This window comes from Devosia sp. T2-14 (genome assembly GCF_055397495.1).
Window position 1 is genome coordinate 194,251 of record NZ_AP027921.1, and the last position, 25,151, is coordinate 219,401.

At 63.8% G+C, this 25,151-nt stretch carries 26 protein-coding genes; 9 read left to right on the top strand and 17 right to left on the bottom strand.

All coding sequences use genetic code 11. The features are described 5' to 3' along the window. Position 1: 1 nt before the first annotated feature. From ACZ5WT_RS00970 to ACZ5WT_RS00980, 3 genes are read right to left on the bottom strand one after another with little or no spacing between them, the layout of a single operon-like run. A complete protein-coding gene (locus ACZ5WT_RS00970) occupies positions 2–490 on the bottom strand; it encodes a hypothetical protein (protein ID WP_464285519.1) in 489 nt (162 codons plus the stop codon). Next, on the bottom strand, positions 487–948 hold the full coding sequence (locus ACZ5WT_RS00975) for a hypothetical protein (RefSeq protein WP_464285520.1): 462 nt from the start codon (positions 946–948) through the stop codon (positions 487–489). The genes ACZ5WT_RS00970 and ACZ5WT_RS00975 overlap by 4 nt, the downstream gene beginning before the upstream one ends. Beyond that, on the bottom strand, positions 938–2,125 hold the full coding sequence (locus tag ACZ5WT_RS00980) for an N-acetylglucosamine-6-phosphate deacetylase (RefSeq protein ID WP_464285521.1): 1,188 nt from the start codon (positions 2,123–2,125) through the stop codon (positions 938–940). Before ACZ5WT_RS00980 ends, ACZ5WT_RS00975 begins: the two co-directional genes overlap by 11 nt. A 64-nt stretch (positions 2,126–2,189) precedes the next feature. On the opposite strand from ACZ5WT_RS00980, the gene ACZ5WT_RS00985 reads away from it, so the two are divergent. From ACZ5WT_RS00985 to ACZ5WT_RS00995, 3 genes are read left to right on the top strand one after another with little or no spacing between them, the layout of a single operon-like run. After that, positions 2,190–2,951, top strand: a complete 762-nt coding sequence (locus tag ACZ5WT_RS00985) for an SDR family NAD(P)-dependent oxidoreductase (protein ID WP_464285522.1) — start codon at positions 2,190–2,192, stop codon at positions 2,949–2,951. Between the two features lie 47 nt (positions 2,952–2,998). After that, on the top strand, positions 2,999–3,949 hold the full coding sequence (locus ACZ5WT_RS00990) for a hypothetical protein (protein ID WP_464285523.1): 951 nt from the start codon (positions 2,999–3,001) through the stop codon (positions 3,947–3,949). Between the two features lie 17 nt (positions 3,950–3,966). After that, positions 3,967–4,368, top strand: coding sequence for a RidA family protein (locus ACZ5WT_RS00995; RefSeq protein ID WP_464285524.1), 402 nt, complete (start codon positions 3,967–3,969; stop codon positions 4,366–4,368). 57 nt (positions 4,369–4,425) lie between these two features. Here the strand turns inward: ACZ5WT_RS00995 and ACZ5WT_RS01000 are convergent, their stop codons facing one another. Next, on the bottom strand, positions 4,426–5,730 hold the full coding sequence (locus tag ACZ5WT_RS01000) for an aspartate aminotransferase family protein (RefSeq protein WP_464285525.1): 1,305 nt from the start codon (positions 5,728–5,730) through the stop codon (positions 4,426–4,428). A 156-nt stretch (positions 5,731–5,886) separates the two neighbouring features. Between ACZ5WT_RS01000 and ACZ5WT_RS01005 the strand changes: the two genes are divergently transcribed. Further along, positions 5,887–6,645, top strand: a complete 759-nt coding sequence (locus tag ACZ5WT_RS01005) for an IclR family transcriptional regulator (RefSeq protein ID WP_464285526.1) — start codon at positions 5,887–5,889, stop codon at positions 6,643–6,645. Here the strand turns inward: ACZ5WT_RS01005 and ACZ5WT_RS01010 are convergent. Next, entirely contained in the window at positions 6,642–7,655 is a 1,014-nt protein-coding gene (locus ACZ5WT_RS01010; RefSeq protein WP_464285527.1) for a YeiH family protein, read from the bottom strand. The genes ACZ5WT_RS01005 and ACZ5WT_RS01010 overlap by 4 nt on opposite strands. Positions 7,656–7,763: 108 nt before the next feature. Between ACZ5WT_RS01010 and ACZ5WT_RS01015 the strand changes: the two genes are divergently transcribed. Then, complete coding sequence (locus tag ACZ5WT_RS01015; RefSeq protein WP_464285528.1) at positions 7,764–8,660, top strand: LysR family transcriptional regulator; 897 nt, start codon at positions 7,764–7,766, stop codon at positions 8,658–8,660. Here ACZ5WT_RS01015 and ACZ5WT_RS01020 read toward each other — a convergent pair. From ACZ5WT_RS01020 to ACZ5WT_RS01075, 12 genes are all read right to left on the bottom strand, one after another. Next, positions 8,641–9,102 carry a hypothetical protein gene (locus ACZ5WT_RS01020; RefSeq protein ID WP_464285529.1) on the bottom strand — a complete coding sequence of 154 codons (462 nt, stop codon included), beginning with the start codon at positions 9,100–9,102 and terminating at the stop codon, positions 8,641–8,643. The two genes, ACZ5WT_RS01015 and ACZ5WT_RS01020, sit on opposite strands and share 20 nt — an antisense overlap. Beyond that, on the bottom strand, positions 9,099–9,476 hold the full coding sequence (locus tag ACZ5WT_RS01025) for a DUF6152 family protein (protein ID WP_464285530.1): 378 nt from the start codon (positions 9,474–9,476) through the stop codon (positions 9,099–9,101). Before ACZ5WT_RS01025 ends, ACZ5WT_RS01020 begins: the two co-directional genes overlap by 4 nt. Positions 9,477–9,508: 32 nt before the next feature. Beyond that, positions 9,509–9,988, bottom strand: coding sequence for a VOC family protein (locus ACZ5WT_RS01030; RefSeq protein ID WP_464285531.1), 480 nt, complete (start codon positions 9,986–9,988; stop codon positions 9,509–9,511). A gap of 71 nt (positions 9,989–10,059) precedes the next feature. Further along, entirely contained in the window at positions 10,060–10,875 is an 816-nt protein-coding gene (locus ACZ5WT_RS01035) for an HpcH/HpaI aldolase/citrate lyase family protein (protein WP_464285532.1), read from the bottom strand. After that, the gene (locus ACZ5WT_RS01040; RefSeq protein ID WP_464285533.1) at positions 10,872–12,077 is read right to left on the bottom strand and encodes a CaiB/BaiF CoA transferase family protein; all 1,206 of its coding nucleotides are present in this window, start codon (positions 12,075–12,077) and stop codon (positions 10,872–10,874) included. The genes ACZ5WT_RS01035 and ACZ5WT_RS01040 overlap by 4 nt, the downstream gene beginning before the upstream one ends. Positions 12,078–12,145: 68 nt before the next feature. Further along, positions 12,146–13,204, bottom strand: coding sequence for an ABC transporter ATP-binding protein (locus ACZ5WT_RS01045; RefSeq protein ID WP_464285534.1), 1,059 nt, complete (start codon positions 13,202–13,204; stop codon positions 12,146–12,148). 17 nt (positions 13,205–13,221) lie between these two features. Next, entirely contained in the window at positions 13,222–15,321 is a 2,100-nt protein-coding gene (locus ACZ5WT_RS01050; RefSeq protein WP_464285535.1) for an ADP-ribosylglycohydrolase family protein, read from the bottom strand. Positions 15,322–15,341: 20 nt separating this feature from the next. After that, positions 15,342–16,508, bottom strand: a complete 1,167-nt coding sequence (locus ACZ5WT_RS01055; RefSeq protein WP_464285536.1) for an ADP-ribosylglycohydrolase family protein — start codon at positions 16,506–16,508, stop codon at positions 15,342–15,344. Positions 16,509–16,677: 169 nt separating this feature from the next. Next, on the bottom strand, positions 16,678–18,102 hold the full coding sequence (locus tag ACZ5WT_RS01060; protein ID WP_464285537.1) for an extracellular solute-binding protein: 1,425 nt from the start codon (positions 18,100–18,102) through the stop codon (positions 16,678–16,680). 158 nt (positions 18,103–18,260) lie between these two features. Continuing rightward, positions 18,261–19,160: a carbohydrate ABC transporter permease gene (locus tag ACZ5WT_RS01065; protein ID WP_464285538.1), complete on the bottom strand. Its 900-nt coding sequence runs from the start codon at positions 19,158–19,160 to the stop codon at positions 18,261–18,263. Beyond that, a complete protein-coding gene (locus tag ACZ5WT_RS01070; protein ID WP_464285539.1) occupies positions 19,160–20,203 on the bottom strand; it encodes an ABC transporter permease in 1,044 nt (347 codons plus the stop codon). The genes ACZ5WT_RS01065 and ACZ5WT_RS01070 overlap by 1 nt, the downstream gene beginning before the upstream one ends. Positions 20,204–20,205: 2 nt before the next feature. Further along, positions 20,206–21,261: a LacI family DNA-binding transcriptional regulator gene (locus tag ACZ5WT_RS01075; RefSeq protein ID WP_464285540.1), complete on the bottom strand. Its 1,056-nt coding sequence runs from the start codon at positions 21,259–21,261 to the stop codon at positions 20,206–20,208. Between the two features lie 187 nt (positions 21,262–21,448). Between ACZ5WT_RS01075 and ACZ5WT_RS01080 the strand changes: the two genes are divergently transcribed. The 4 genes from ACZ5WT_RS01080 to ACZ5WT_RS01095 all read left to right on the top strand — a co-directional run bounded on the left by ACZ5WT_RS01080 (position 21,449) and on the right by ACZ5WT_RS01095 (position 25,150). Continuing rightward, the gene (locus tag ACZ5WT_RS01080) at positions 21,449–22,144 is read left to right on the top strand and encodes a hypothetical protein (protein WP_464285541.1); all 696 of its coding nucleotides are present in this window, start codon (positions 21,449–21,451) and stop codon (positions 22,142–22,144) included. Between the two features lie 106 nt (positions 22,145–22,250). Next, positions 22,251–23,471 (top strand): polysaccharide biosynthesis/export family protein, encoded by a 1,221-nt coding sequence (locus ACZ5WT_RS01085; RefSeq protein WP_464285542.1) that lies wholly within the window; start codon positions 22,251–22,253, stop codon positions 23,469–23,471. Continuing rightward, positions 23,468–24,244, top strand: a complete 777-nt coding sequence (gene exoK, locus ACZ5WT_RS01090) for an endo-1,3-1,4-beta-glycanase ExoK (RefSeq protein ID WP_464285543.1) — start codon at positions 23,468–23,470, stop codon at positions 24,242–24,244. Before ACZ5WT_RS01085 ends, exoK begins: the two co-directional genes overlap by 4 nt. Positions 24,245–24,256: 12 nt before the next feature. Further along, positions 24,257–25,150 (top strand): polysaccharide pyruvyl transferase family protein, encoded by an 894-nt coding sequence (locus ACZ5WT_RS01095; RefSeq protein ID WP_464285544.1) that lies wholly within the window; start codon positions 24,257–24,259, stop codon positions 25,148–25,150. The last annotated feature ends 1 nt before the right edge of the window (position 25,151 follow it).

A 25,151-nucleotide genomic window follows, 5' to 3' on the forward strand; every position in this document is an offset into this window, starting at 1 on the left:
GTCAGGCTTTCTGCTTGCCGGGCCAGTCCATCAGCAATTCGACGCTTTTCTCGGCTTCGCGTGCCTTGGCCGGATCCTTGAAGATGCGCATCACGCAACGCGGCTCGGTGCGGCTGATGACGTCGTAGACGAGGTGATAGCCCGTCTTGTCCATGATCGGCCCGATCCAGCCAGCGCAATGGTCGCAATAGCGCTTCATGGGCATGGCGTCGTTGTCCATCGCCTTGGTCAGGCTCGGACATTTGTGCATGTGCAGTTCGAGATGCTCGTCATCCACTTGCAGGTCGAGTTCGCAGTTTTCCTCGTCCTTGATGACGGACCAGTACTCATACATCCCCTGGAAACCCTTGGTCTCGATCAGCTCAAGGATATGCCGTTCCTGGTTCTTGCTGATCTCGAGCCAATAGAGCTCGAGATCCTCCTGCCCCCGTGTATCCAGATATTTGAAGACCTCGTTATAGAACCGCGTGAAGTGGTCGCTGGGGATCACGAGCGCCTCCTGATGACCTGGCGGCAGGCGCCCGGTCCGGTGATTTCAGTAGTGATGGCGAACGGGGTGCCGTCGGCAATCGCCTCGTTGGTCTTGATGGTCTGATCGCAGAAATACGGCGACACGCTCGGCGCGATCTTGCGGACATGGTGGTAGGCCGTGCAGCGCCGCACCGTCAGCACGATCTCGTCTTCGCCAACCGCGATGTCGTAATCGGCATCCTCCCGGTCGAAAAAGTGCCGCCAGTGCCGCACCATTTCATTGGGGTCATTGTCGAGCAGGTGCTGGCGCAGGTCACGATAGACGTACTTGCCGACCTTGTTGAAAATCTCGTGCAGCACGTCGATGCCGTAGCGCGCGACGATGAAATCGATCGTCGTGTTCACCGCGCCATGGAAGTCGAGATGAACGTTCCCGTCCTCCTGATAGCGCATCGGCGCCTGCGTCTCACTGCTCATGGCTCGACCTCCGATAGAGCGATTTGCCGCCAATGACCGTCTCGAGGACACTCAGCTCACCTGGGTCCAGAACCACGAAATCGGCCAGCTTGCCCACTTCGAGACTGCCCAGATCAGCCTCCATCCCCATGACGCGCGCCGGGACCAGGCTGGTGGCATGGGCCGCACGGACCAGGTCGACCCCGGCCATGCTGATATAGTTGCGCATGGCTTCGTCCGGGGTCAGCGACGACCCGCACAAGCCGCCATTGCGGTCGCGCACCGCCAGCCCGCGCGCACTGCGCACCCAATAGCCGGGATAGAATTCGAATTCGGTATCCTGGCCACCCGCATACTTCATCGCGTCGGTTTCGAGGAAAACCCGGTCCTGCGGCAGCTGTGCCAACAATTTCAGCAATTTGGGATGCACGTGAATGCCGTCCGCAATCACACCCAGCGCCAGACCGGGCTCGGCCAGCAGCGCATCGGGCAGCGAGAACGGATGCACGCCGCTGCCGTCCGGCTCGGGCGTACGCATCACGTTATACATATGCGTCACCGCATCGATGCCCCAGGACACGTAGCGCGCCACATCGTCCGGCTGGGCCTGGCTGTGCCCCAGATGCACCGATACGCCCGCCGCCTTCATTATCCTGATGAAACGCTGCGCCCCCGGCAATTCCGGGGCAATGGTAATCGCCTTGAGCCTGCCCTTGGCGGCATCGAGCATCCGCCTGGCCAATTCGTCACTCGGCCGCTGCAGATTCTGCGGATTGTGCGCGCCGGGGGAGTTGAAGCACGGGCCCTCGCTGTGAATGCCAAGCGCGCGGGAACCCCTGGCGCCTTCAACCTCATCAGCGAGGCGCGAGAGAGTGCCTTCCATTTCTGCGGGCGGCAGGCAGCTGATCGACGGCAGGAAACCCGTCACCCCGCGTGACAACTGGCTTTGCGAGCTGGCCGCAACCCCACCGGGCTCGGCATCATTGTAGAGATGCACGTCAAAGCCATGCTGCAGCAGGTCGATCAGCCCCGGGAACAGCAATTTCCCTGCGCTGTCATGCACCTGCCAGTCGGCGCTGACTTCCGTTCCGGGCTGCACGACATCGACAATGCGGTCGCCCTCGACCAGCAAGTCGCGCGCGACCACCCCGGCTGGCGTAACCAGCGACGCGTTGGACCACTTTTGCTTGACTTGCATCCGACAACCCTTATTAGCATGTTATTATGTTAACGATCTAATTGAAGTCGACAAGGGTGTAAATATGGATCGGCGAGTTGTGTGCGTTTCTGGTTCGACCCAGGGGATTGGCCTGGCAATCGCCGAAGCGTTTGCGCGCGGCGGGGCCCGGCTGGTGATCAATTCCCATGTCGATGACGCCGCGGCCGAAGCCATCGAAAAGCTCTCCGCGCTGACCGAGGTCCGTTTCGTGCGCGCCGACCTGTCGAGCGCGGCCGGTGCTGCTAGTTTCATCGACCAGGCCCACCAGTGCTTTGGCCGCATCGATACGCTGGTCAACAATGCCGGCACCTTCCGCGACAGTGCCTTTGACGATTTGACCGAACAGATGTTCGACAGCACTTTTGCCCTCAATGTGAAGGGTTACCTGTTTGCGGCGCAGGCCTTCGTCCGGCACCTTTCCGCCGACCAGTCCCACCCCAGCATCATCTGCGTCGGCTCGACCAATTCCGAGGCCGCCGAAAAGGACAGCGTGATCTATGACGCGTCCAAGGGCGCCGTCCTGATGCTGGTGCGATCGCTTGCCGTCACCCTCGCCGGGCGCGGCATTCGCGTCAACGGCATCGGCCCCGGCATCGTGGAAACACCCCTGACCAACGCCGGCCTCAACGCGCCGATGGTGCGCAACCGCCTCGAACGGCAGATCCCAATGGGAAGAATTGCAGTTCCTGACGATATTGCCGGTGCGGCGGTCTTTCTTGCATCACCCGAGGCGCGCTATATCACCGGGCAGATGCTGTTTGTGGACGGCGGCATCCTGGCCAATCAGATGTCATGGGGCGACTGACCGTGAATACAGAGCTGACACCACGCCATCTACAACTTCGGGACATTTTGTTCCGTCGTTGGAAAACCAATGGCCTGAAGGTCGGCGACAAGATCGAGTCTCAGAACGAGATCACGAAGTTCTGCGAATTCTCTTTGATCACGGTGATCAAGACTCTGAAGGACTTGGAAGCCGAGGGCGTCATTCGCCGTCAGGTTGGCAAGGGCTCGTTCCTGGTCAAGGCCCCCTGGGCCGAGGCCCATCACCGCATCGGCTTCTTCTACAATCGCGACATTGTCGGCGGCGGCATCTTCAACAACGAGTTCTATACCCGCCTGGTGATCGCGCTCGAAAAGGGCGTGGTATCCGATGGCCATGAATTCATCATGGGCAGCTTCACCCACAAGAGCATGCCCGTCGTGCTGTGGGACCGCCTCGACCTGGTGATCCTCACCGGCGTCACCGGGCAGACCTCGCTCGACTCGATCGCCGAAACATCGAGCCAGGTGAGCGTCATCGACGCCGTGCTGAACCTGCCCGCCGTACACAGCTACCGCATCGACTACCGCCCATCCTTCGATGCGCTTTTCGCCCGTTACGGCGGGGTGCATAATCGCGTGCTCTATCTCGACACAGTCTATGACTCGAGCGAACGCGCCGCGCGCCTCGAGGCCTTCCAGCAATCCTGCTCCAACAGCCGCGAACTGCAGGACCTGCGGATTATCACGGTCAATCAGGAAGACCACGTCGAGGACACCTCGGCGCTGGAAGCCGCCGTCATTGAGTTCCAGCCCGACCTCGTCTGCGGCTACATGCACCACAGCTGGCACCGCCTGATCCCGGAATGCCTGTCCAAGCCGGTGCGGGTCTATCCGTTTGGCCTCGACACCGTGCGCCCCGGCTTTGTCGTGGACAGCAATGAGTGGATGAGCACCATCCTGCCGCTGATCTACGAAAAGCTCGAAGACCGGCGCGCCCAGGCCGAGATCCACAATTTCCCTGCCCGTTTCGTTCCCTGACCACCGAAAGCAATTGCATGATGAAGATCGTCGATAGCGGCGCCCGCTCCAACCTGCCCTTCAGCCCCGGCATCATCGCCGGCGACTTCATGTATGTGTCGGGCCAGGCCTCGGTGGACCCGGCCAGCGGCGCCATCATCAACGGCACGTTTGAAGAGGAAATGCGCCGCTCGATCGACAATCTCCGGGCCATTCTCGAAGCCGGCGGGCTGAGCCTCGACCACGTGGTCAGCGTCAAATCCTATGTCGCCAACCAGGACGACCTGGCGCTCTACAACAAGATCTACCCCGAGTATTTCGGCCAGCCGACGCCGACCCGCAGCACCATCGTCGGGGTTCTCGGCACCATGCTGAAATTCGAACTCGACTGCGTCGCCTACGTGCCGGCGACCCGCCAGTCGGCAACCCGCATCGGTTGATCGAGCCAGGTTGAAGTAACAAGGGCCGGCAGATCGCTCTGCCGGCCCTTTTGTTTGTTACGCCGAAAGGGTCGGTGCCACTTCCTTGGCGGCGGCCCGTACTGCCACCAGCGTCGCATCGACCACTGCATCATTGTGCTCTGACGAAACAAACCACGCGCCGCGCTCCAGCACGCGCACGCCATGCCGCAGCAGGGCCTGCGCAAAGCGCGCATAGCCTGCCTTGTCCGATACGGCGAGGTCGCGATAGTCGACGGCCGGCTTGTCCATGCCAAAACCGACATGGAACATCAGTTCGTACCCGGTCACCTGCGCGCGGATGCCCGCATCGGCAAGGGCCTCGCGCACGCCATCACGCAGACGAACGCCATAGACCGAGCTGCGCTCGTAGTGCTCGGCCGTCAGCGCCTTCTGTGTCGCGACCATCGCTGCCATGGCGACCGGCTGCGAGTTGAAGGTGCCACCATGCAGCACGCCGCCGGTGGCGAACATGTCGATGAGGTCGGCGCGGCCGGCAATCGCCGCAACCGGAAAGCCGTTGGCGATCGCCTTGGCAAAGATCGACAGGTCGGGCGTGACGCCAAAGCGCTGCTGCGCGCCACCGCGACCGAGGCGGAAGCCGGTGATCACTTCGTCAAAGATGAGCAGGGTGCCATGCTTGCGGCAGGCAGCCTGAACCCCTTCAAGATATCCGGCCTTGGGCGAAATCGCGCCCTGGTTGCACATGGCCGGCTCCATCAGCACGGCGGCGATATCGCCGCGCGCCAGCCGGGCTTCAACGGCCGCCAGGTCATTCCAGCCCAACACGGCAAGACCATCGGCCTCAGCCTTGTCCTGCCCGCGCGTGCCGCCAACTGGATTGGGCTGGTCTGCGGGACCGGCATCGGCCAGCGCCGGAGCGGTCGACCACAGGATGTTGTCGAACCAGCCATGGTATTGGCCTTCGAACTTGAGGATGGTGCGGCGCCCGGTGGCGGCGCGGGCGAGGCGCATCGCGGCCTGTGCGACTTCGGAGCCGGACGAGCCGAAACGCAGGCGCTCGGCCGACGGAATACGTTCGCAGATCAGCTTGGCGGCTTCATATTCGATTTCGGCCTGGCCCGCGAACAGGATGCCATTGTCGATCTGGGCCTTCACGGCCTGCTGCACACCGGCAGGGCTGTGGCCCAGCACCATGGCGCCCATGCCGCAGTAATAGTCGATCAGCCGGTTGCCATCGACGTCGAAGAGATAAGCCCCCTCGCCGCGCTTGAACACCAGCGGCCCGGGTCCCATGCCGATGCGGAAATTGCTGTTCACACCACCGGCAACATATTTGCTGTTCTCGGCGACGAGCCGCGCCGACTCTTCGAATTTCAACATCGTCAGGTCCTGTCAGTATCCGGGGCAGACGCGCCCCCAAAACAACGTGGCGGCCGTCGATCGACGTCCCCCTCCAATGTGCAGGAGAACATGGGTGACAGGGGCGGTAAACACGGGCATGTTTCGCCAGGCGAAACAATGACAGGAAGGTCGGGCATGTCGGCAGATGATCTCGATGGCTACATCGTCGGCCCGGTGAGCAAGGCGCTCGCGGTCCTCACCTACATTGCCCAGCGGAGCCATCCCGTATCGCTGACCACTGTCAGCACAGCACTAGGCATCCCCAAGACCTCGGCCTTTCGCTACCTGCGCACGCTGACCCAGGCGGGCTTCGTCGACCACGATCCCACAAACGACCGCTATGGCTTGGGCGTGCAGTTTCACACCATTGCCAGCGCCAATTCCCACGTGCAGCGCCTGCGCGAACGGGCCCGCCCCGCCATGCGCGCGCTGATGGGCGAGTTCAACGAAACGGTCAATCTGGCGGTCAGGGACGATACCAGCATCGTCTATGTCGATCAGGTCGAACCGCGCCGCTCGCTGCAGATGCGGGCGCGCATTGGCGACGTGCACCCCATGCACTCGACGGCGCTGGGCAAGGCGATCCTGGCTTTCGTGCCGGAGCCCGAACTGCGCCGCTATCTTGACCGCCCCCTCAGCGAGCGCACGGGCCGCACGCTCATCGAAGCCGCCGAAATCGAGCGGCAGTTGCGGCTGGTGCGCAGCAATGGCTACGCCACCGAGTCAGGCGAGAACGAGGATGGCGCCATGTGCGTCGGCGTCGCTCTGTTTGACCAGTCTGGCTACCCGGTGGCGGCACTCAGCATTTCAGCACCGCTTCACCGTATGCCCCGCCCCCTTGCCGCCGAGGCCGGGGCGCGCCTGCTGGAAGTGGCGCGCGCCGTTGCCGGCTAGAGCAGCACCGTCACCGCGCCATAGCTGAAGCCCAGCACGAACACGAAACCGAACGCTCCCAGCGCCAGCGGCTTCAGCCCGCGCTTGCGCAATTGCTTGAGATTGATGCCCAGCCCCATGGCGGCCAGCCCCGTCGACATGCAGATCGTGGCGCCCAATGCGCCGCCATCGCGCAACCAGCCGGGCAGCTCGACCACGCTGTTGAGCACTACCAGCGCCAGGAAGCCGATCACGAACCAGGGGAAGGCAACCTTGCCGCCACCGCTGTCCTGCCCGGGGCGGCGCGCCGCCATCGCCATGGCCAGCACCAGCGGCGCCAGCATCATCACGCGCAGCAGCTTGGTGATCGTGCCCACCTGCCCCGCATCCTCGCCCACCTGAAACGCCGCCGCCGTCACCTGAGCCACTTCATGCACGCTGGCCCCGACCCAGACGCCGAACTCGCTTTGGCTCAGTCCCAGCGGCCCGAACAGCAGCGGCAGCACCAGCATGGCCAGCGTGCCAAACAGCGTGACGCTGGCCACCGCATAACCCACGTCTTCCTGGCTGCCACGCGCCACCGAATTGGCCGCCACAACAGCCGAAGCCCCGCACACCGCCGTGCCCGCCGCAATCAGCTGTGCCAGCGGCTTGGGAATATTCATCACCCGCGCGGCGACCCGCACCGCGCCATAGGTTGCCGCGAGCGTCAGCGCCGCCACCAGCGCCACCCCGATGCCGAGGCTGCCGATCTCGGCCATGGTCACCTGCAGGCCCAGCAGCACAATCCCCGCCCGCAGCACGGGCCGCACGGCAAAGTTCAGGCCCGCACTCGGAATTTCCATCCGCGGCAGGGCCACCCTGATGCCGATCCCGACCAGTATCGCCACCAGCATCGGGCTCAGCGCGGCCAGCCCCGACACCTGCCGGAACAGCACGGCCCCCAGCGCAATCACCACCGCGAGCGACAGCCCAGGGAGGTATGGACTGCTCCAGAGACGCGGGGCCGGGTGAGATTGTGCGGCAAACATCGTATTTCCGAGAATAAATTACTATCGACCCGCTTATGGCCGTTGCCCGCTCAATCCGTCTAACGCATTATTTCGGTGAATTCGTTCGATTTTTCCGATGAATTAGCGATGACCCTCGACCAGCTCAAAGTCTTCCTCGCCGTGGCCGCCAGCCAGCACGTCACCCGTGCCGCCGGAGAGCTCAACATGACGCAGTCCGCTGTCAGTGCGGCCATCTCTGCGCTGGAGGCCCGCTATGGCGTGGCGCTATTCGATCGCGTCGGGCGCGGCATCGTGCTCACCGAAGCGGGCCGAGGGTTTGTTCCTCACGCCCAGGCCATCCTGCGCCGCACGCGCGAGGCCGAGGAATTCCTGGCCGATCTTGAAGGCGGCGTTGCCGGTCCCCTGCGCATTCAGGCCAGCCAGACCGTGGCCAGCTATTTCCTGCCGCCGGTGCTGATGGCCTTTCACGCCCGCTATCCCCGGGTGCAGCTCGCCCTTGAGCAGGGCAATACCACCTCGGTCGCCCAGGCCGTGCTGAGCGGGGAAACCGATCTGGGCGTGGTGGAAGGACAGGTCGCCCTGCCCGATCTCGACATCGAGCCCATCGGCGGCGACAGGCTCATGCTGCTGGTCGGGCGCGATCACCCCTGGGCCGATGGCCGGACCCTAGGCATCGATGATCTCGCCTCCGCCGATTGGGTGCTGCGTGAACAGGGCTCAGGCACCCGCGCCGCCTTCGACAGGGCCCTGACCGCGCAGGGCATGGCCCTCGATACGCTATCCCTGCTGGTCGAGCTGCCGTCCAACGAGGCCTGCATCGCCGCGATCGAAACCGGGCTCGCCGCCACCGTCCTGTCCGAACTCGCCGCCGCGCCCCACCGTGCGCAACATCTGGTGGTCGAGGCCAATTTCGCCTTTCCCAGCCGCGCCTTTTCGATCCTCACCCACCGCCAGCGCCATCAGAGCCAGGCGATCCGTAACTTCCGCGACCTGCTGCGCGCCCCTATTCCACAAATCCGATAAACCGCCCCGCCAGCAGCGCCGCCGGCCACGCCAGCAGCGATATCGCCGCCAGCATCCGGAGCGGAATGCTGCGCAGGTCGAACGCCTTCTGCAGCAGGGTGAAGCCCACCGCATTGGCCATGGCGATAGCAAGCAGCACCAGCTTCACCCGGAAGGCAGGATTGTCGAGATATTCCAGCGGCCGCACCGAAAACAGCAGCATCCCGGTGATCACAGCCACGACCAGCGCCGCCACGGCCACCGGCCGCAGATAACCCACCACGGTCTGCATGGGGATCGACCGCCACGCGCCAAGCACCCGCAGGTCCATCAGCACCGCGGAAGTCACCAGCGCCCCGATGGCCAGGATATGGCCGGCATTGACCACTGGATAGGCGACGAACGACGTGCGCAGAAATTGCGCCGGGCCCGAGGCCTCGAGTGCCTCAAGCAGCCCGATCAAATCGCCTTCGCCCGGTCCGGGTACACGTCGTAGGTGTCGTCCCCGATGATGATCCGCACCGCCTTCATGCGGGCCTCGTTATGGTCCTGCGAGCGGTTGCCGATGGCGATCACCTCGTCACCCACCGCCGCCACGCCTTCGACGAACCCGGCTTCGGTGGTCGGCCCCGGCGGCGCAAGCTCCACCCGCCAGATCGTGCCCTCCACATCCACGTCCAGCGTAGCGTGCGGGTTGCCGAGATAGATATCGGTGATCAAGCCTTCGATCTGAAAGAACCCGCTGTCGGTCCAGGACCAGCCATGATGGGCCAGCGCCGGAACAACCAGCCCCGCACTGAGCACCAGTCCGGCCAGCATCACTTTTGATACTTGCATGAGGTTCTCCTCCCCGCTCGTCCGCGGGCGCGTCACCCGCGGCGCGCCGCCTCGATCTTGGCAATGTCGATTTTTTTCATGTCCATCATGGCGGTGAACGCCCGCTTGGCCTCTTCCCCGCCCGCCGCCATCGCGTCGGTCAGGGCACGCGGCGTGATCTGCCAGGAAACGCCCCATTTGTCCTTGCACCAGCCGCACATGCTTTCCTGCCCGCCATTGCCGACAATGGCGTTCCAGTATTTGTCCGTCTCGGCCTGGTCGTCCGTGGCGATCTGGAAGGAGAACGCCTCGCTCTGCTGGAACGCCGGGCCGCCATTGAGGCCCATGCAGGGAATGCCGAACACGGTGAAATCCACCGTCAGCACGGCCCCCTCCTTGCTCGATGGATTATCGCCTGGCGCCCTGCCGATCTTGCCCACCTTGGTGTCGGGAAAGGTCTCAGCATAAAATCGGGCGGCCGCCTCGGCGTCCTTTTCATACCAGATGCAGATGGTGTTTTTGGGCGTAGCCATGGCGTGTCCTCTCGCGCGCTTTCGCTAGGGACCAGAATGCGCTAATGCCGCCCTGCGTTCCCGCGAAATCGCTACACCACGCCCAGAATGGCGCGCGCCCGCGCGATGATCGGCTCGTCGATCATCGCGCCATCCAGCGCAAAGGCCCCGGCATGCCGCTCGGCCTCCGCCAGCACCCGCGCCGCCCAGGCCAGTTCCTCGGCACTCGGCGCAAAGGCCGCATTGAGCAGCGGCACCACGTCCGGATGCACGCAGGTCGCGCCGTCAAAACCATGCTCGCGCGCCTCGCGCGCCGCCGCTTCCATCGCACCCAGATCGGTGTAATCGGCCACCGAGCGCAGCAGTCCAAACGACAGCAGTCCCGCCGCCTTTGCCGCATAATGCACCAGGAGCTTGGGCATGCGCAGCACATCCGGCGTGGGCCGCGCGCCCAGCGCCAGCGCTAGGTCCTCCCCACCAAGGCTCAGCGCCATCACCCGCGGCGCCCCCGCGATTGCCCGCGCATCCAGCACCGCGCCGGGATCCTCCAGCAGCGCGACGAAATTCATCTCCGGCCGCCCGATCCTGCGCTCGGCGGGCCGCAGCAGGGCTGCCAGCCCCGCCAGCGTTTCCGCCCGCTGCACCTTGGGCACATAGAGCCCGTCAGCTCCGGCGTGACACGCCGCCAGGGCATCCGCGTCGCTCCCGGCATTGATGCGCACGAAAACCTTGGCACCGCCCCGGCGCACGGCCATGACGCTGGCCGCCAGTCCGGCGCGTGCCGCTTCCTTGTGCTCGAGGGCCACGGCGTCCTCGAGGTCGAGTATGATCGCGTCGGCGCCCCGCTCATGCGCCTTGGAAATGAAGCGTTCCGAATAGGCCGGCACATAGAGCAGCGAGCGGATCATGGCGCCACCGCCGCCGCGATTGCTGCCGCGTCGAGCCCGGCATCCCGCAACACCTCTTCGGTATGCTCGCCCAGCGCCGGTGCAGGGCGTCGCCACACGCCCGGCGTCTGTGAAAGGCGCGGCAGGATATTGTGCATCGGCAGCGACCCGAAGGTCTCGTCTTCCACGTCGACGATGATTTCGCGCTCGTCGAAATGCGGGTCCGCCATGGCATCGGCAATATTGTAGATCGGCCCCACCGTCGCCCCGGATTTCCGCATGATATCGAGCGCTTCGGCGCTCTCGCGCGATGCGAACCACGCCCCCACCGCCGCATCCACCAGCGCCCGGTTCTTCACCCGGTCCGAATTGGTTGCAAAGCGCGGATCGTCATACATGTCCGGCCGTCCGATGATCTCGAAAATCCGCCGCGCCACCGCAGGCGTTGACCCTGATAATGCCAGATATTTGCCGTCGGCGCACTCATAGACATTGCGCGGCGAAGCGGTATTGGACGCGCTGCCCACCCGCTGCTTGATCTTGCCAGTCACCTTGTGAATAGCCGCCTCTGGCCCCAGCACCGAGAACATCGGTTCGAGCAGGCTCAGGTCAATCACCTGCCCCCGCGCCGTGCCCGCCTGCCGCGCATACAGCGCCATCGTGGTGGCCGACGCGCCATAGATCCCGGCGATCATATCCGCCAGCGCCAGCGGCGGCAGCACGGGCTCGCGGTCGGGAAACCCGGTGCGGTCGGCGAACCCGCTCATCGCCTCGATGATCGTGCCGAAGCCGGGGAACTGCGCATAGGGCCCGGTCTGCCCGAAGCCCGAAATCCGCACCACGATCAGGTCCGGATTGCGCGCCAGCAGCGTTTCTGGCGCCAGCCCCATCGCCTCCAGCGTCCCCGGCCGGTAATTCTCGATCAGCACATCGGCCGTCTCGATCAGCCGCCAAAGCGCCGCCATGGCCGGTCCATGCCGCAGGTTTAGCGCCACCGACCGCTTGTTGCGCCCATAGGTCTTCCAGAACAGCGAATGCCCGTCATCGCGCCAATCCCGCAGCGGGTCGCCTTCCGGCGGTTCGATCTTGACGACATCCGCCCCGAAATCGGCCAGCTGCAGGCTGAGCATATTGCCCGCCATCAATCGGCTGAGATCGAGCACGCGCACACCGTCCAGCGGTCCAGTCGCAGCGGGATCAAACGATTTGCGCGTAAAACTCATCCAGCCTTCCTTCTCGGTCGGATTCCTCCCCCTCCCAGGGGGAGGTTAGGTGGGAGTAACGCTCCCCCTCATCGCACCCGCAAACCCGTCGTCTTGTCGAAAATGAACAACCGTTCCGGGTCGATCACCAGCTTCACGTCCTCGCCTGGGCTCAGCAGCGCATGGTCGCGCACCACCACCGAGATATCCCGGCCCCCAATCTGCGCCAGAACTTCCTGCGCATCGCCCGTGGGCTCGACGATCGATACTTTCGCCGGCACGCCCTCGCTGCCCAGCGTGATGTGCTGCGGCCGAACGCCATAAACGATCCGCGTTCCAGCCGGCACGTCGAGCGCCCTGCCCAGCGGCAGGGCCACTCCATTCTCCAGCACGAACTCAGTCCCACCCGCGTAATCGCCCTCGAACAGGTTGATCTCCGGCGATCCGATGAACCCGGCGACAAACAGGTTGGCCGGGTTGTTGTAGAGCTCCAGCGGCGCCCCCGCCTGCTCGATGCGGCCGCCGTTGAGCACTACGATCTTGTCGGCCATGGTCATGGCCTCGGTCTGGTCGTGGGTCACATAGATCATGGTCTTGCCCAGCCGCTGATGCAGCCGCTTGATCTCGCCGCGCATTTTCACGCGCAGCTTGGCATCGAGGTTTGATAGGGGCTCATCGAACAGGAAGGCGCGCGGATTGCGCACGATGGCCCGCCCCATCGCCACGCGCTGGCGCTGCCCGCCCGAAAGCTCCTTGGGTAGCCGATCCAGCAGGCTTTCCAGCCCCAGGATTTCGGCGGCTTCCTTCACACGCTGCTTGATTTCGGCCTTGGACACGCCCGCCAGCCGCAGCGCGAAGCTCATATTGTCGGCCACCTTCATATGCGGATAGAGCGCATAGCTCTGGAACACCATGGCGATGTCCCGTTCCTTGGCCGGCATGTTGTTGACCACCTTGCCGCCGATGGTGATCTGACCGGAGGTGATATCCTCGAGCCCGGCGATCATCCGCAGCAGGGTGGATTTCCCGCAGCCCGAAGGTCCGACCAGCACGACGAATTCGCCATCGCCCATTTCGAGCGAAATGTCCCGCAGAACGCTGACCTGGCCATAGTTCTTGCCGACATGCTTCAGTTCGATTTCCGACATGCTGGTCTCCCTTCGGCCTAGGCCGTTTCGACGATCTCGATGCGTCCAACGCTCATCCGCCCGGCCGTGGCCAGCCGGATGCCCGCCATGCCATGCGCATAGCTGCTGTCGGTGGCCGTGATCAGCTCCTTGCCATCCACGGCAAAGCTGAGCCTGTCACCCCTCACGCTGAAGGCAAACTGATAGCTCCGGCCGGTCTCCACCTTGAGCGGCGCGCGGGCCAGCACGGTGGTGCCGAACTCCTCCTTGAGGATCACCACCTCGTCGCCCTCGAACCCGGCGGCATAGAACCGCCCGGTGCCCAGCACGCGCGCCGTCACCAGCTGCGAAATGCCCGACAGGCGCTGCATGTCGGCCTTCACCATGACGTCCCGCGCATAATAATGCCCGGTCCACATATCGGCGTCGCCCGCCGTGTGGCCGTGAATGCGGTTGTTCTGCTTGGTCCAGTGCCCGCGATTATAGGTGAAGCGGGTGATGGCGCCCCATTCCTGGGTTTCCGTCGCCGGCTCGATCACCGTATGCCCCGCGCCCTCGACCTTGAAGTCGGCGAGAAACAGCCGCCCGAGAAACTTCAGCCGCCCGAAATACTCAATAGAGATGCCGATCTCGTCCACGGCCTCGTCGCCCTCGGGCACGACGAAACTATAGTCCTGCCAGCCCTCGGCCGATGGCACGTCCCACGCGCCGGTTTCCTCTATCGTCCCGCTCATGGCGCGGCGCACATAGGGCGCCACGCGCAAGTTGCCGTCACCATTCCACGGGTCCAGCCACAGCTTGAACGAGACCGTCTGGCCCGCATCCACCACCGGGGTGAACATCGGACGATAGCGCTCGTCGTCAAAGTCGGTGCGGCGATAGAACGGCTTCCAGAACACCCGTCCGCCCTGCCCGCGCTCCAGCCGGTCGAGCTGGATTTCCAGCGACCCGCGCGATCCCTCAACGTGCCGTTCGCCGGAATGGCGCAGCGAAATCTGGTTGAAGCCTTCGGTGCGGAAGCCATGCGTCGAGCCCGGCAGGTCGAAGTCGAAACGCAGTCCGCGGCGGGTGAAATCCTCCTGCCACAGGTCCGGAACTTCGCGCCCCGCCAGCTGCAGCGCCAGCACTGTCAGTTCCCGCGCAAAGCTCGGGATATCGACGATGTTGATCGTCCCCACGATGCCCGAAGCAATCAGGAAATCGCTGATCGGCTTGCGATACTTGTCCCAGCCTTCATGCAGCCCCTGGAAAGTCGCGACAATCGCCGCGGCATTGCCCGCATTGCAGTCGGTGTCCCAGCCCGCCATCGTGGCGATCTCGGCCGTGCGCGGCAGGTCACCCTTGCCATAAAGGATCGCCATGATCGTCACGCCCGCATTGGGAATGATGTGGCAGACGCCCGGATAGCGGTCATAGCCCCACTCGGCGGTCAGCAGGTCCCGGCACTTGCGCCAGTCATCGGGGTTGGCCTTGTGGAAGTCGATCACCGCCCGGCAGACGCGAGCGTAGGTCGAGGCCGGGTCGATCGTCGCCATCGCCGTCTCGATGATCTCGTCAATCGACTTCGCCTCGAATGCCGCGGCAATCGCCGCCGCGCAGAACCGCGCGCCATTCAGCCCGTCGCCGTCATGCGCCACAGACGCCGCCATGGCCGACATGTCGGCCGCGCGCTGCGGATTGCCGGGGTTTACCCAGCCCCAGCTGTCGATGAAAATCTGCCCGCCGATCTGCTCGGCCACCGTCGTGCCATTCTGCGCAATCGAGCCCGATTGCGGGGCCGGAATGCCCGCCCTAAGGTTGCGATAGGCGGTGTGCTCGGTCGAAACGCCAAACCCGCCCCACCAATACATGCCATGCTCTTCGGCGGCATAGTTGAGCCACGTCTTGCCGACATCCTCGGCCGTCGCATTGAGCCCGTAATCCCGCAGCGCCCGGATGAAATAGACGGGGCCGTTGGTATCGTCGTCGGCGGCGAAATTCTTGAAATCGCGCAGATACTGGGTCACCTCGCCATAGGTCTTCTGGATGCGCTCATAGCTCCAGATGGTCGGCTCCACCGGCGCGCCCAGCCGCACGCCAATGGCCTTGCCGATAAAGCCGGCATAGATCTTTTCGAGGATTTGGATTTCGGAGAGCATCAGCAAACTTTCAGTCGGATTTATTGAATAAGGGCAGCCCGCGCCGCGTCGCGGCTGGCCGTCGCCGCGCGATCGGCGGCAAGAATTTCGCTGGTGGTTTTCGTGAACGCATCGGCCGAGGCGGTGAGGTCGAGCCGGTTGGCGCTATCGAGCAGCGCCCGGTCTTCGGCAAGGATCACCCCCTCGCCATGCATCGCCCCCAGGATCGCCCCCGCCATCACGCCGATGGAATCCGTGTCGCGTCCCGAATTGATGCCGTCCTCGATCGACACCCGGAAATCACCGTCATTGAGCAGGCAGAAACCCAGCGCCAGCGGCAGTTCCTCGATCGCCTGCAACCGGCTCGGCCGGTAGGCATCGGTCAGCCGCCCGACCTTTTCGGCCCGGTGGTTCACGTCATCGCCCATCACCGAATAGCGCGCGATGGTGGTGTGGAACGCCGCGACAACAGCCGCATGATCGGCCCCGCTGCCGCGCAGCTTCCGTGCCGTCTCGGCGATGTCGGCAATCGCTGCTTTGGTGCCGTCCTTGGCCAGGGCGATCACCGTATTGATGATCCCCTCGACGCTGGCATTCGGGGCGAACGCCGCCGCGACCGCGGCCGCCATTACGCCCGCCGCCTCCAGCCCGTAGCTTTCCTGATGGCCCGAGGCGAAAGCGATGGCCTCGTCATAGGCGCCCTTGGGATCAGCGGCATTCACCGCGCCGATCGGCGCGATATACATAGCGGCCCCGCAGTTCACCATGTTGCCGATCCCGCCCTGACGGGGGTCGCAATTGGAAAGCTGGTGCCGCTGGAAAATCCATTTTTCGGGATAAAACAGCCGGTCGATCAACATCGCCTCGCGCTGCAATTCGGGCACCCAGCGCGGCGTCCAGGCAATCTGGCGCACCATGCCATCGGCCATATCCCAGGCATCGAGATGCCGCTTCACATCGCCATAGATGTCCATCATGGCCAGCGTCATCATCGTGTCGTCGGTCACGATCCCGTCGCCCCGCACGCGATGGTTCCGCTGCTCGGGCGGCAGGTCCATCTTGTGCCAGCGCGTCATCAGCGAGGTCACCCTTCCATAGCGGGCGCGGATCTCTGCGGCAGACAGCTTCTCCACCGGCGCGCCCAGCGCATCGCCCAGCGCAACACCATGCAGCATGGCGCGGATGCGGGATTGAAGGGATTGGGTCATTGCGTTTCCGACTTTCAGTTCCGTTGTCGTCCACCGAGCCCGCAGCTCAGCGCCTCCCTCCCCGTTGTGGGGAGAGAATGAGGGTGGGGGTTCAGCGCTATCCACTTGCATGGTGTTCACAGCACCCCCACCCCGGCCCTCCCCACAAGGGGGAGGGAGAAGGTTGTGCCTACTTCAGCACTGTCGCCGCATGCTCGGCCATGCGAGCGCCGCCGGCAGCGTTGTATTCGCTGACAAAGGCATCCCACTGGTCGAAGCCAGCTTCGCCGGTGATGAACTTGGCCACCCAGCTGCGATAGACCTGCTCGGTCGCATCGACATCGGCGGCAAATTCGGCCGGCCAGACGAAGGCATTGTCAGGCTTGAAGTTGGCCTTGATCGTGTCGAGCGCGCTCTGGGCCGTCGGGCTCAGCAGCGGGGTTGGCGGGGTCCAGTTGGCGGCGTTGAAGAAGCGGGCATACCAGGTCGAAATCTGGTCGGTGAAGGTAACCGCGCCGCTGGCGTCCTTGGTGTATTGCACGCCCTCAAAGCCCAGGCGGTCGATGTCCTGGCCTTCCTTGGAGGTCATGAAATCGAGCACCGCAAAGGCCTCGTCCTTGTGCTCGGAGAGCGCCGAAATCGCCCAGCCGCGCGATTCCTTGGCCACGTCGACCGCAGCCAGTCCCTGCCCGCCGGGGCCTGATGGAATGGGCAGCAGCGCCAGGGTGATGTCCTCGCCCGGATGGGCCTGGCGCATCTTGCCGGCATAGATGTCGATGACTTCAGGCGACGAGCCGAAGATCACGCCGGCCTTGCCGGTGTAGAATTTGTCTTCCTTCACGTCGAACGTGTTGGTGACATATTCCTTGTCATAGAGGCCCTTCTCGGCCAGCCGCGCATAATATTCGAGCTTGGCCTTTTCCGCGTCGGTCACGCGCGAATTGACCCACTTGCCGTCCGCATTCTTCATCCAGGTGCCGGTCACGCCGAAGGCCTGGTTGAAGATGGAGTCGAGTTCGCCGGTATTGCCGAAGCCGGTCAGCCCCAGCGTATTGCCCGTCGTGCCGTCGCCATCCAGGTCGCCATCGTGGATGGCCTGGAACAGCGCTTCATATTCGTCCACCGTGGTCGGGGCGGCCATGCCAAGCTTATCCAGCCAATCCTGGCGGATCACCGGCTGCGGCGCGCGCGGCGGATAGACGTAGACCAGGTAGGGGTAGTTGGCGAGGCGGTCGACGTTGTGCGGCCAGAGCGCGGCCTTCATGTTCGCCGACTTTTCGATCCACGGGTTGAGGTCTTCCAGAATCCCCTGCTCGGCCATCTTCTGGTCGCCGCCCTGGAAATAGATGATGTCGGGAATATCGCCCGACAGCAGCATGACGCCCAGCGAGTCGACATAGGCCGAGGTGCCGCCCGGCAGGTCGATGGTCTGGATATCGATGTCATGGCCCTGCGCCTTCAGCGCCGCCTCGATCGACTCGATTTCCTTCATGTCATCGGGGTTGGTGCTCAGCAGATCCTTGCTGACCAGCCGCAGCGTCGTCTGCGCCATGACCGGAACGGTTGCAAAGGCAAAGGCCAGCGCAGTCGAAGCCAATAGAACTTTCTTCAGCATTTACGTCTCCTCCTAAGTCGTTTCTTGCTTTGTTACTCTCCGCCGCAGCGGGGAATTCTCTTGTGTCCTGGGGCGCCATCCCTCCCCAGCCACCGGCCGGGCCTCCCTCCCCTTGTGGGGGAGGGAATGAGGGTGGGGGGTAAGGAAAGCCCCAATACTCATCCCTTCAGCGCCCCCGACATCGTGCCCTTGGTGAAGAACTTCAAAATCAGCGGATAGATCGCCAGGATCGGCAGGATGGTGATCAGGATCATCCCGGCCTTGAGCGCGCGGATGTTGATCTGCGCCAGCCCGATATTGTTGTTGGCATTGTTGGCGCCGACGATGGCGATCTTGTCGCCCTCGATGACGAACTGGCGCAGCACCACCTGCAGCGGCCATTTGGTCTGGTCGTTGAGGTAGATCATGGCCCGGAAGAACTCGTTCCAGTGCAGCACGAGGTAGAACAGCGCGATGGTGGCCAGTGCCGGCCTGGCCAGTGGCAGCACGACCATGAAGAAGGTCTGGAACGGGTTGGCGCCATCGAGCTCGGCAGCTTCCAGCAGTTCCTTCGGTATTTCCTCGAAGAACCGCACCAGGATGATCAGGTACCAGGCGCTGATCGCCTTATACATGATGACGGCCCAGGGCGTGTTGAGCAGGCCCATGCGCTTCATCAGGAAGTAGTCGGGAATGATGCCCGGTTCGAACACGATGGTCACCAGCACCAGCAGGAAGATCACCCGCCGCCCCGGCAGGCCGGGCCGCGACATGCCCCACGCCATCAGCGCCGTGCCCATCACCCCGATCACCACGCTGGTGGCGGTCATCCATACCGAATTGAGAATGCCCCGCTGCACATTTGGGTGCTGCAGCAGCAGCCACCACACATCGGTCGAGAACCCGTCCGGGAAGATCGACAGGCCCGAGAACCCGGCGACCTTGCTGGGCTCGGTGAACGACAGCGCCAAAAGGTTGAGCAGCGGCTGAAGCGTGAACACCACCAGCAGGAACAGAGTCGAAACGATCAGCACATATTCGACGCGTTCGAGCGGCGTGCGGCGCGATTGGCTGGCCATCACCACACCCCCTTGCCGGTCAGCCGCTTGCTGACAAAGTGGCTGATCAGCACCAGCGTCATGCCGATGACGGCCTTGAACAGGCCCGCTGCCGTGGCCAGCGCATATTCGCCGGTCGAAAGGCCCATGCGGTAGACATAGGTGTCGAGGATATCGATGGTCGACGCGTTGACGTCGTTCTGCATGTTGATGACCTGGTTGAGGTCGGCACTGAGGAACATGCCCATGTTCAGGATGAACAGGGTCGCGATGGTCGGCACGATGCCCGGAATGGTGACGTGCCAGATTTTCTGCCAGCGATTGGCCCCATCCATTTCCGCCGCCTCATAGAGCTGCGGGTCGATGGCAAAGATCGCCGCCAGATAGAGCAGGCTGTCCCAGCCGGCCGAGCGCCAGATTTCCGAGACCACCAACACCCAGCGGATCGTGCCGGTATTGGTCATGTAGTTGACAGGCTGGAAACCCATCGCCTGCCCGATCTGGTTGACCGCCCCGTCGGTGGGTGACAGCAGCGCGATGAACACGCCGGCGATCACAACCCAGCTCAGGAAGTGCGGCAGATAGATCGCCGACTGGATCACCCCGCGCAGCTTTCCACTCCGCACCTCGTTCAGCAGCAGCGCCACCATGATCGGCACCGGGAACACGAAGAGGATCTTCATCCCTGAAATGATCAGCGTATTGGCCAGCACCTGGTAGAAGATCGGCGACGAGAACAGCACCTGAAAGTTCTTCAGCCCCACCCAGATATTGGGCGGAATGATGCGGACCTGTTCGAAGGCCATCTTGGCCTCCCAGATCGGCACATAGTGCCAGATGAAGTAAAACAGCAGGCCCGGCGCCATCATCGCGTAGTAGGGCCACCACTGCCGCACGCCCGCCAGAAAACCAGAAGTCTGGTCGCCATTCGCAAGAAAACCACCAGATTTCTGGCGGCGAACCGCAAGAAATCCGCCAGAATTCTTGCTGTTCCCCTCCAGCGCTGCGGGAACGTTCCCGCCCGAAGTGGCAACGGCAACCTGTGGCTCGCTTTTGGCAACCATGGTCAGACCCTCCCTGCCCCGGCAACACGTCTGGGGCTGCGTGCGGTCAGGTCGGCGAGTGAACCCCGCTCGACCAGGCTGCACGGCATATAGATCCGCCGGTGTTCCGGTCGGTGTTCAATTTCATCGAAGAGCCCTTCGACCGCCCGCTCGCCGATTCCGCGGCCCGGCTTGGCGATCGTAGTCAGGCCCGGCCAGGCAAATTCCCCCGAGGGAATGCCGTCGAAACCCAGTATCGAAACGTCTTCGGGGCAGCTCAGGCCCGCCTCGCGTGCGGCCATCATCGCGCCCAGCGCCATTAGATCGTTGGCGGCAAACACCGATACATGACCAGCCGGCGCGCGTTCCAGCAGGCGCCGCATGGCGACCCGCCCGCCCTCGACCGTATATTCCCCGTCCTCGACTGCCAGCACGGCCGGGTCGATATCGCGCTCCACGCAATGCTCGTGCACCGTCCGCAGGAAGCGTGCCCGCGCCAGTCGCGACTTCGGCCCCAGGATCAGGCTGGGGGCGTAATGGCCCTTGCTGACAAGGTGATCCATGCCCAGCCTGACGGCCTGGGCGATATCAGAGCCCACGCTCGACACGTCGGGAAACCGCTCGGCGCTCGAGCCGATGAATACGAAAGGCAGGCCGAACCGGCCGAGGTCGTCGAAATTGTCGGCGACCGGGTTGATGATCGCGCCATCGACGCGCGCCCGCTGCAGGGCCCGCAAGTGCTGTTTTTCGACGTCCGGGTCCCAGTCCGAGGAGAAGACCAGCATCGAGGCACCGCTCTTGGCCGCACGGTCCTGGGCGCCGCGCGCCACTTCCGCCCAGAATGGGTTGGTGATGTCGGGGATCACCAGGCCCAGCATGCCACTGCGGCCCGATCGCATGCCCACCGCCAGGTGGTTGCGTTCATAGCCCACGGCGGCGGCGGCCTTGATGACCTTTTCGCGTGTCTCTTCGGTGATGTTGGATGAGCCGGCGAGCGCCCGGGCCGCAGTGCTTTTGGACACTCCGGCGCGCTCTGCCACATCGATGATCGTCGGCCGGCGATTGCGGCTCTGACTCATGGGCTCGTCCCCTCAACTCATGGGAACGTTACCGCGACTGGACCAGAAGTCAACACCTCAGGGCCTTCCTGTGGCCGGATTTGGTTCCCATGCTTTGCCCAAAGCGGAATCGCCGAAGCCGCAAACTATTGAGCGGCATCAACAAAAATCATGAATCGAGGATCGATTGGGTCGAAACCGGTACACATTGCGCGAAGACGTTGGAAATCCCGAAGACTGGAGCTTCACCTGGAACATCCGGGACGACGTAACCCTTTCCAGCACCTGCGATTTTTGCGGCCGCTCCGAATTGCGCCTCACCTACGAAGTCACGAGCCGCGAGCGCTCCGCCTGGATCTGCCCCAATTGCGTCGCCCGCTATCCCATTGGCGCGTCTATAGAAAATGAGCCACTAGACCCAAAAAGCGCAAGGGCTTACGCCCACGGCCTCACCGCCCGCCTCAAACAGCAAACCTGCCAGGACATCCTCCGAAAAATCCAGTCCACCCTCCCCGATCCGGCGCTGGAAGAGGTGGTGGTCTACTTCGATCGCAACCTGCAACTCTCCCCCCAGCGCGCCGCGATATTGTTCGAGGCCATGGCGCAGGTCGGTGAGGCGAGCAATGCGCCGGTCTTTGAAATCCAGACCCGCAGCAACGCCCATCAGCAGGAATTCGGCGACCTCGACGACGCCCACCGCAGGCTCGTCTGGGTGGCCCTTTCACCGCAGCAAAGGCGGAGGCTGGACTCGCTCGGCTTTGCCCCCGAGGGCATGGTCGTACGCCGCCGCCTGACCCGCAGGCCGACGCGGGAAATGCAGTTGGCCGCCCCACGCATGCCTGCTCTGAGCGAGGTGGCAAGCATTCACATTGAACCAAAAAGGCGCAGCAGATCAATTGCTTAAGCCGCACTCGGATGCGAGCGGGCCCACCCTCGCCCTGCCACCGCCCCATTGAGGGCACGTTCGGCCTCAACAGTCCCGGCTCCTGAATCAGCAGCAAGGATGGGACATGATTTCCACCCCGGCCCATTTCCGAACCGCCCTCGCGGGCCTGGCCATCAGCCTCACCTGGCTGGGCGCGGCACACGCCGCCGCCCCCTATGCGCTCGGCGTTTCCGACAAGCTCACCATCAAGGTCGTGCAGTGGAAGGCCGTCGATTCCACCTTTGAGGAATGGACGGCTCTGGGTGGCGAATATGTCGTCGGGGCCGATGGGAACGTGAACTTTCCAATGGTCGGCCCCACCGAAAGCGCCGGCAAAACCAGCGCCGATCTTGCTGCAGCGCTCGGCAGCGGCCTGCAGCAAGTGCTCGGCCTCGGCTCCGCCCCGACCGTCACCGTCGAAGTATCGGCCTATGGCCCGATCTATGTGTCGGGCGACGTGGGTAGCCCCGGCGAATACCCCTACGCCCCCAATCTGACCGTCGTCAAAGCCCTGGCTCTGGCCGGTGGCGAACGCCGCTCGGCGGAAGCTATCTCCCGGCCAGAACGCGAAATTCTCACAACGTCAGGCGCTCTCGACGTCCTCACCGAGGAGCACCGCCGCTTACTGGTCCGCCGCGCCCGGCTCGATGCAGAACTCAATGGGCTCGAGCAGATCGCCATACCACCCGAGCTCGAAGGCGCCGATGACATCGACGCCCTGCTTGCCGCCGAAGCCGCGATCCTGGCCGCGCACCGCCGGCAGGCCGAGGCCCAGTCATCCTCGCTGACCGATCAGGTGGCGCTGCTCAATCGCCAGATTGAGACCTTCGGCCAGAAGGAAACGGCCACCGATGCGCAATTGGTGACGGCGCAGGAACAGCTCGACAAGATCACCGCGCTCTCCGACGACGGCCTGGCCCTCGCTTCCCGCGTCGCCTCGCTGCAAACCAATGTCTCGGACCTCGAATCCCGCCTGCTCGATACGCAGACCACCACCTTACAGGCGCGGCAGGATATCGCCGCCGCCCAGCGCGAACAGGCGCGGCTCAACGACCAGCGCATTTCCGACCTGACCCTGGAACGCCAGACGGTCGATGGCCAGATCGCAGCGCTGGACCTGAAAATCTCCACGCAACGCGGCCTCGTGCAGGAAGCGGCGCTCTATACCGGCGTCGCCGTGCCGGGCGATTCCGCGCCCACCTATAGCTATTCCATCGTCCGCGATGGCGAGCAGCTCACCGCTGACCTCACCACCCCACTCGAAGCGGGCGATGTCATCGTCGCGCGTCTGGAGCTGGCACAATGATCGCAAAAAACCTCGCCTTTTCGGCGCTCGCTCTGGCCGCGCTCGCCCTACCGGCCCAGGCGCAGGAAGCCGCGTTCCGTGACGAGTTCGACACGCTCGACCTCTCCCGCTGGTATGTTTCGGACGGCTGGAGCAATGGCGGTCACCAGAATTGTACCTGGTCAACCGACCAGGTCAGCGCTGCTGATGGCATGCTGCGCGTCGGCTTTGCGCCCCAGCCCAAGGGGGAGCGCGACAACCGCTGCGGCGAGCTGCAGACGCGCAAGGCCTATGGCTACGGCACCTATGAAGCGCGTCTCAAGACGCCATCCGGCTCGGGCCTCAATGCCAGCTTTTTCACCTATATCGGCCCCCAGCAGGGCAAGCCGCATGACGAAATCGACTTCGAAGTGCTGCTGCGCAATACCGGGCAGGTCGACACCACGACCTTCGTCAATGGCAAGAGTGGTAACGGCAAGGTCGGCAGCGGGCAATCGCACGCCCTGCCGCATGCCTCCGACAGCGACTTCATCACCTATGCCTTCACCTGGGAACTAGGGCGGATCCGCTTCTATCTCGATGGCAAGCTGGTGCGCACCATGGACGATCCAAAGACAATTCCGACCAATCCGCAACGCATGTTCTTCAGCCTTTGGGGCTCGGACACGCTGACTGACTGGATGGGCAGCTTCGCTCCCGTAGCGGCGCCCATCGCCATGGAGGTGGACTGGGTGGCCTTCACCCCCCTCGGGGACGAATGCGCCTTCGACCAATCCATCCTGTGCCAGAAATAACGAGGACTATTGATGAAGCTGATATTCTTTCGCGGCAAGGTGCCGAATTTCGGGGATGAACTGAATCTCCATGTCTGGCCGGCTCTGCTGCCCAAGGGTTTCCTCGACGAGGATGAGAGCGAGCTTTTCGTCGGCATCGGCTCGATCATCGGCGACCATCTGCCGGCCCAATCGCGCAAGTTCGTCATGGGTTCGGGCTATGCAGGTTATATGGGCCTGCCCGATGTGCATGACGGCAGCTGGGATATCCGCTTCGTGCGTGGTCCCAATACGGCCAAGACGCTCAAGATCGATCCGAACCTGTCCATCTGCGACAGCGCCATCCTGCTGCGCGCAATGGAATTGCCCGCGCCCGACAAGAGCGTTGGCGTCGCCTTCATGCCGCATTACGAGAGCCTGGAACGCGGCAACTGGGCCGAGGCCTGCCGCCAGGCGGGCATCACCCTGATCGATGCCACCGACCCGGTCGAAAAGGTGCTGAGCCAGATCCGCGGCGCGCGCCTGCTGATCACCGAGGCCATGCATGGTGCCATCGTCGCCGATGCCCTGCGCACCCCCTGGATCGGCGCACGCCCCATCTATGGCGGCCACCACAAGAAGTGGCTCGATTGGGCCGGCGCGCTCAATCTCGATGTACGGCTCAACACGCTCAAGCCCAGCAGCGTGCTCGAATACTATATCGGCAAGACCGGGCGCGGCGGGGCCCTGGGCAAGGTCGGCCGCTTCAACGCCTCACCCCTCGCCGCCATCCCCAACAGGATCCTCACCGACCTCTCGGCCCGTCACCTCGAAGCCATGGCCCGCATCGAGCCGCAGCTGAGCAGCGACTCGGCGATCCGGCAGGTTACGGAGCGGGCGCAGGACGCCGTGGACAGCTTCGTCCGCAGCCGCGTGGCCGCCGCCTAGT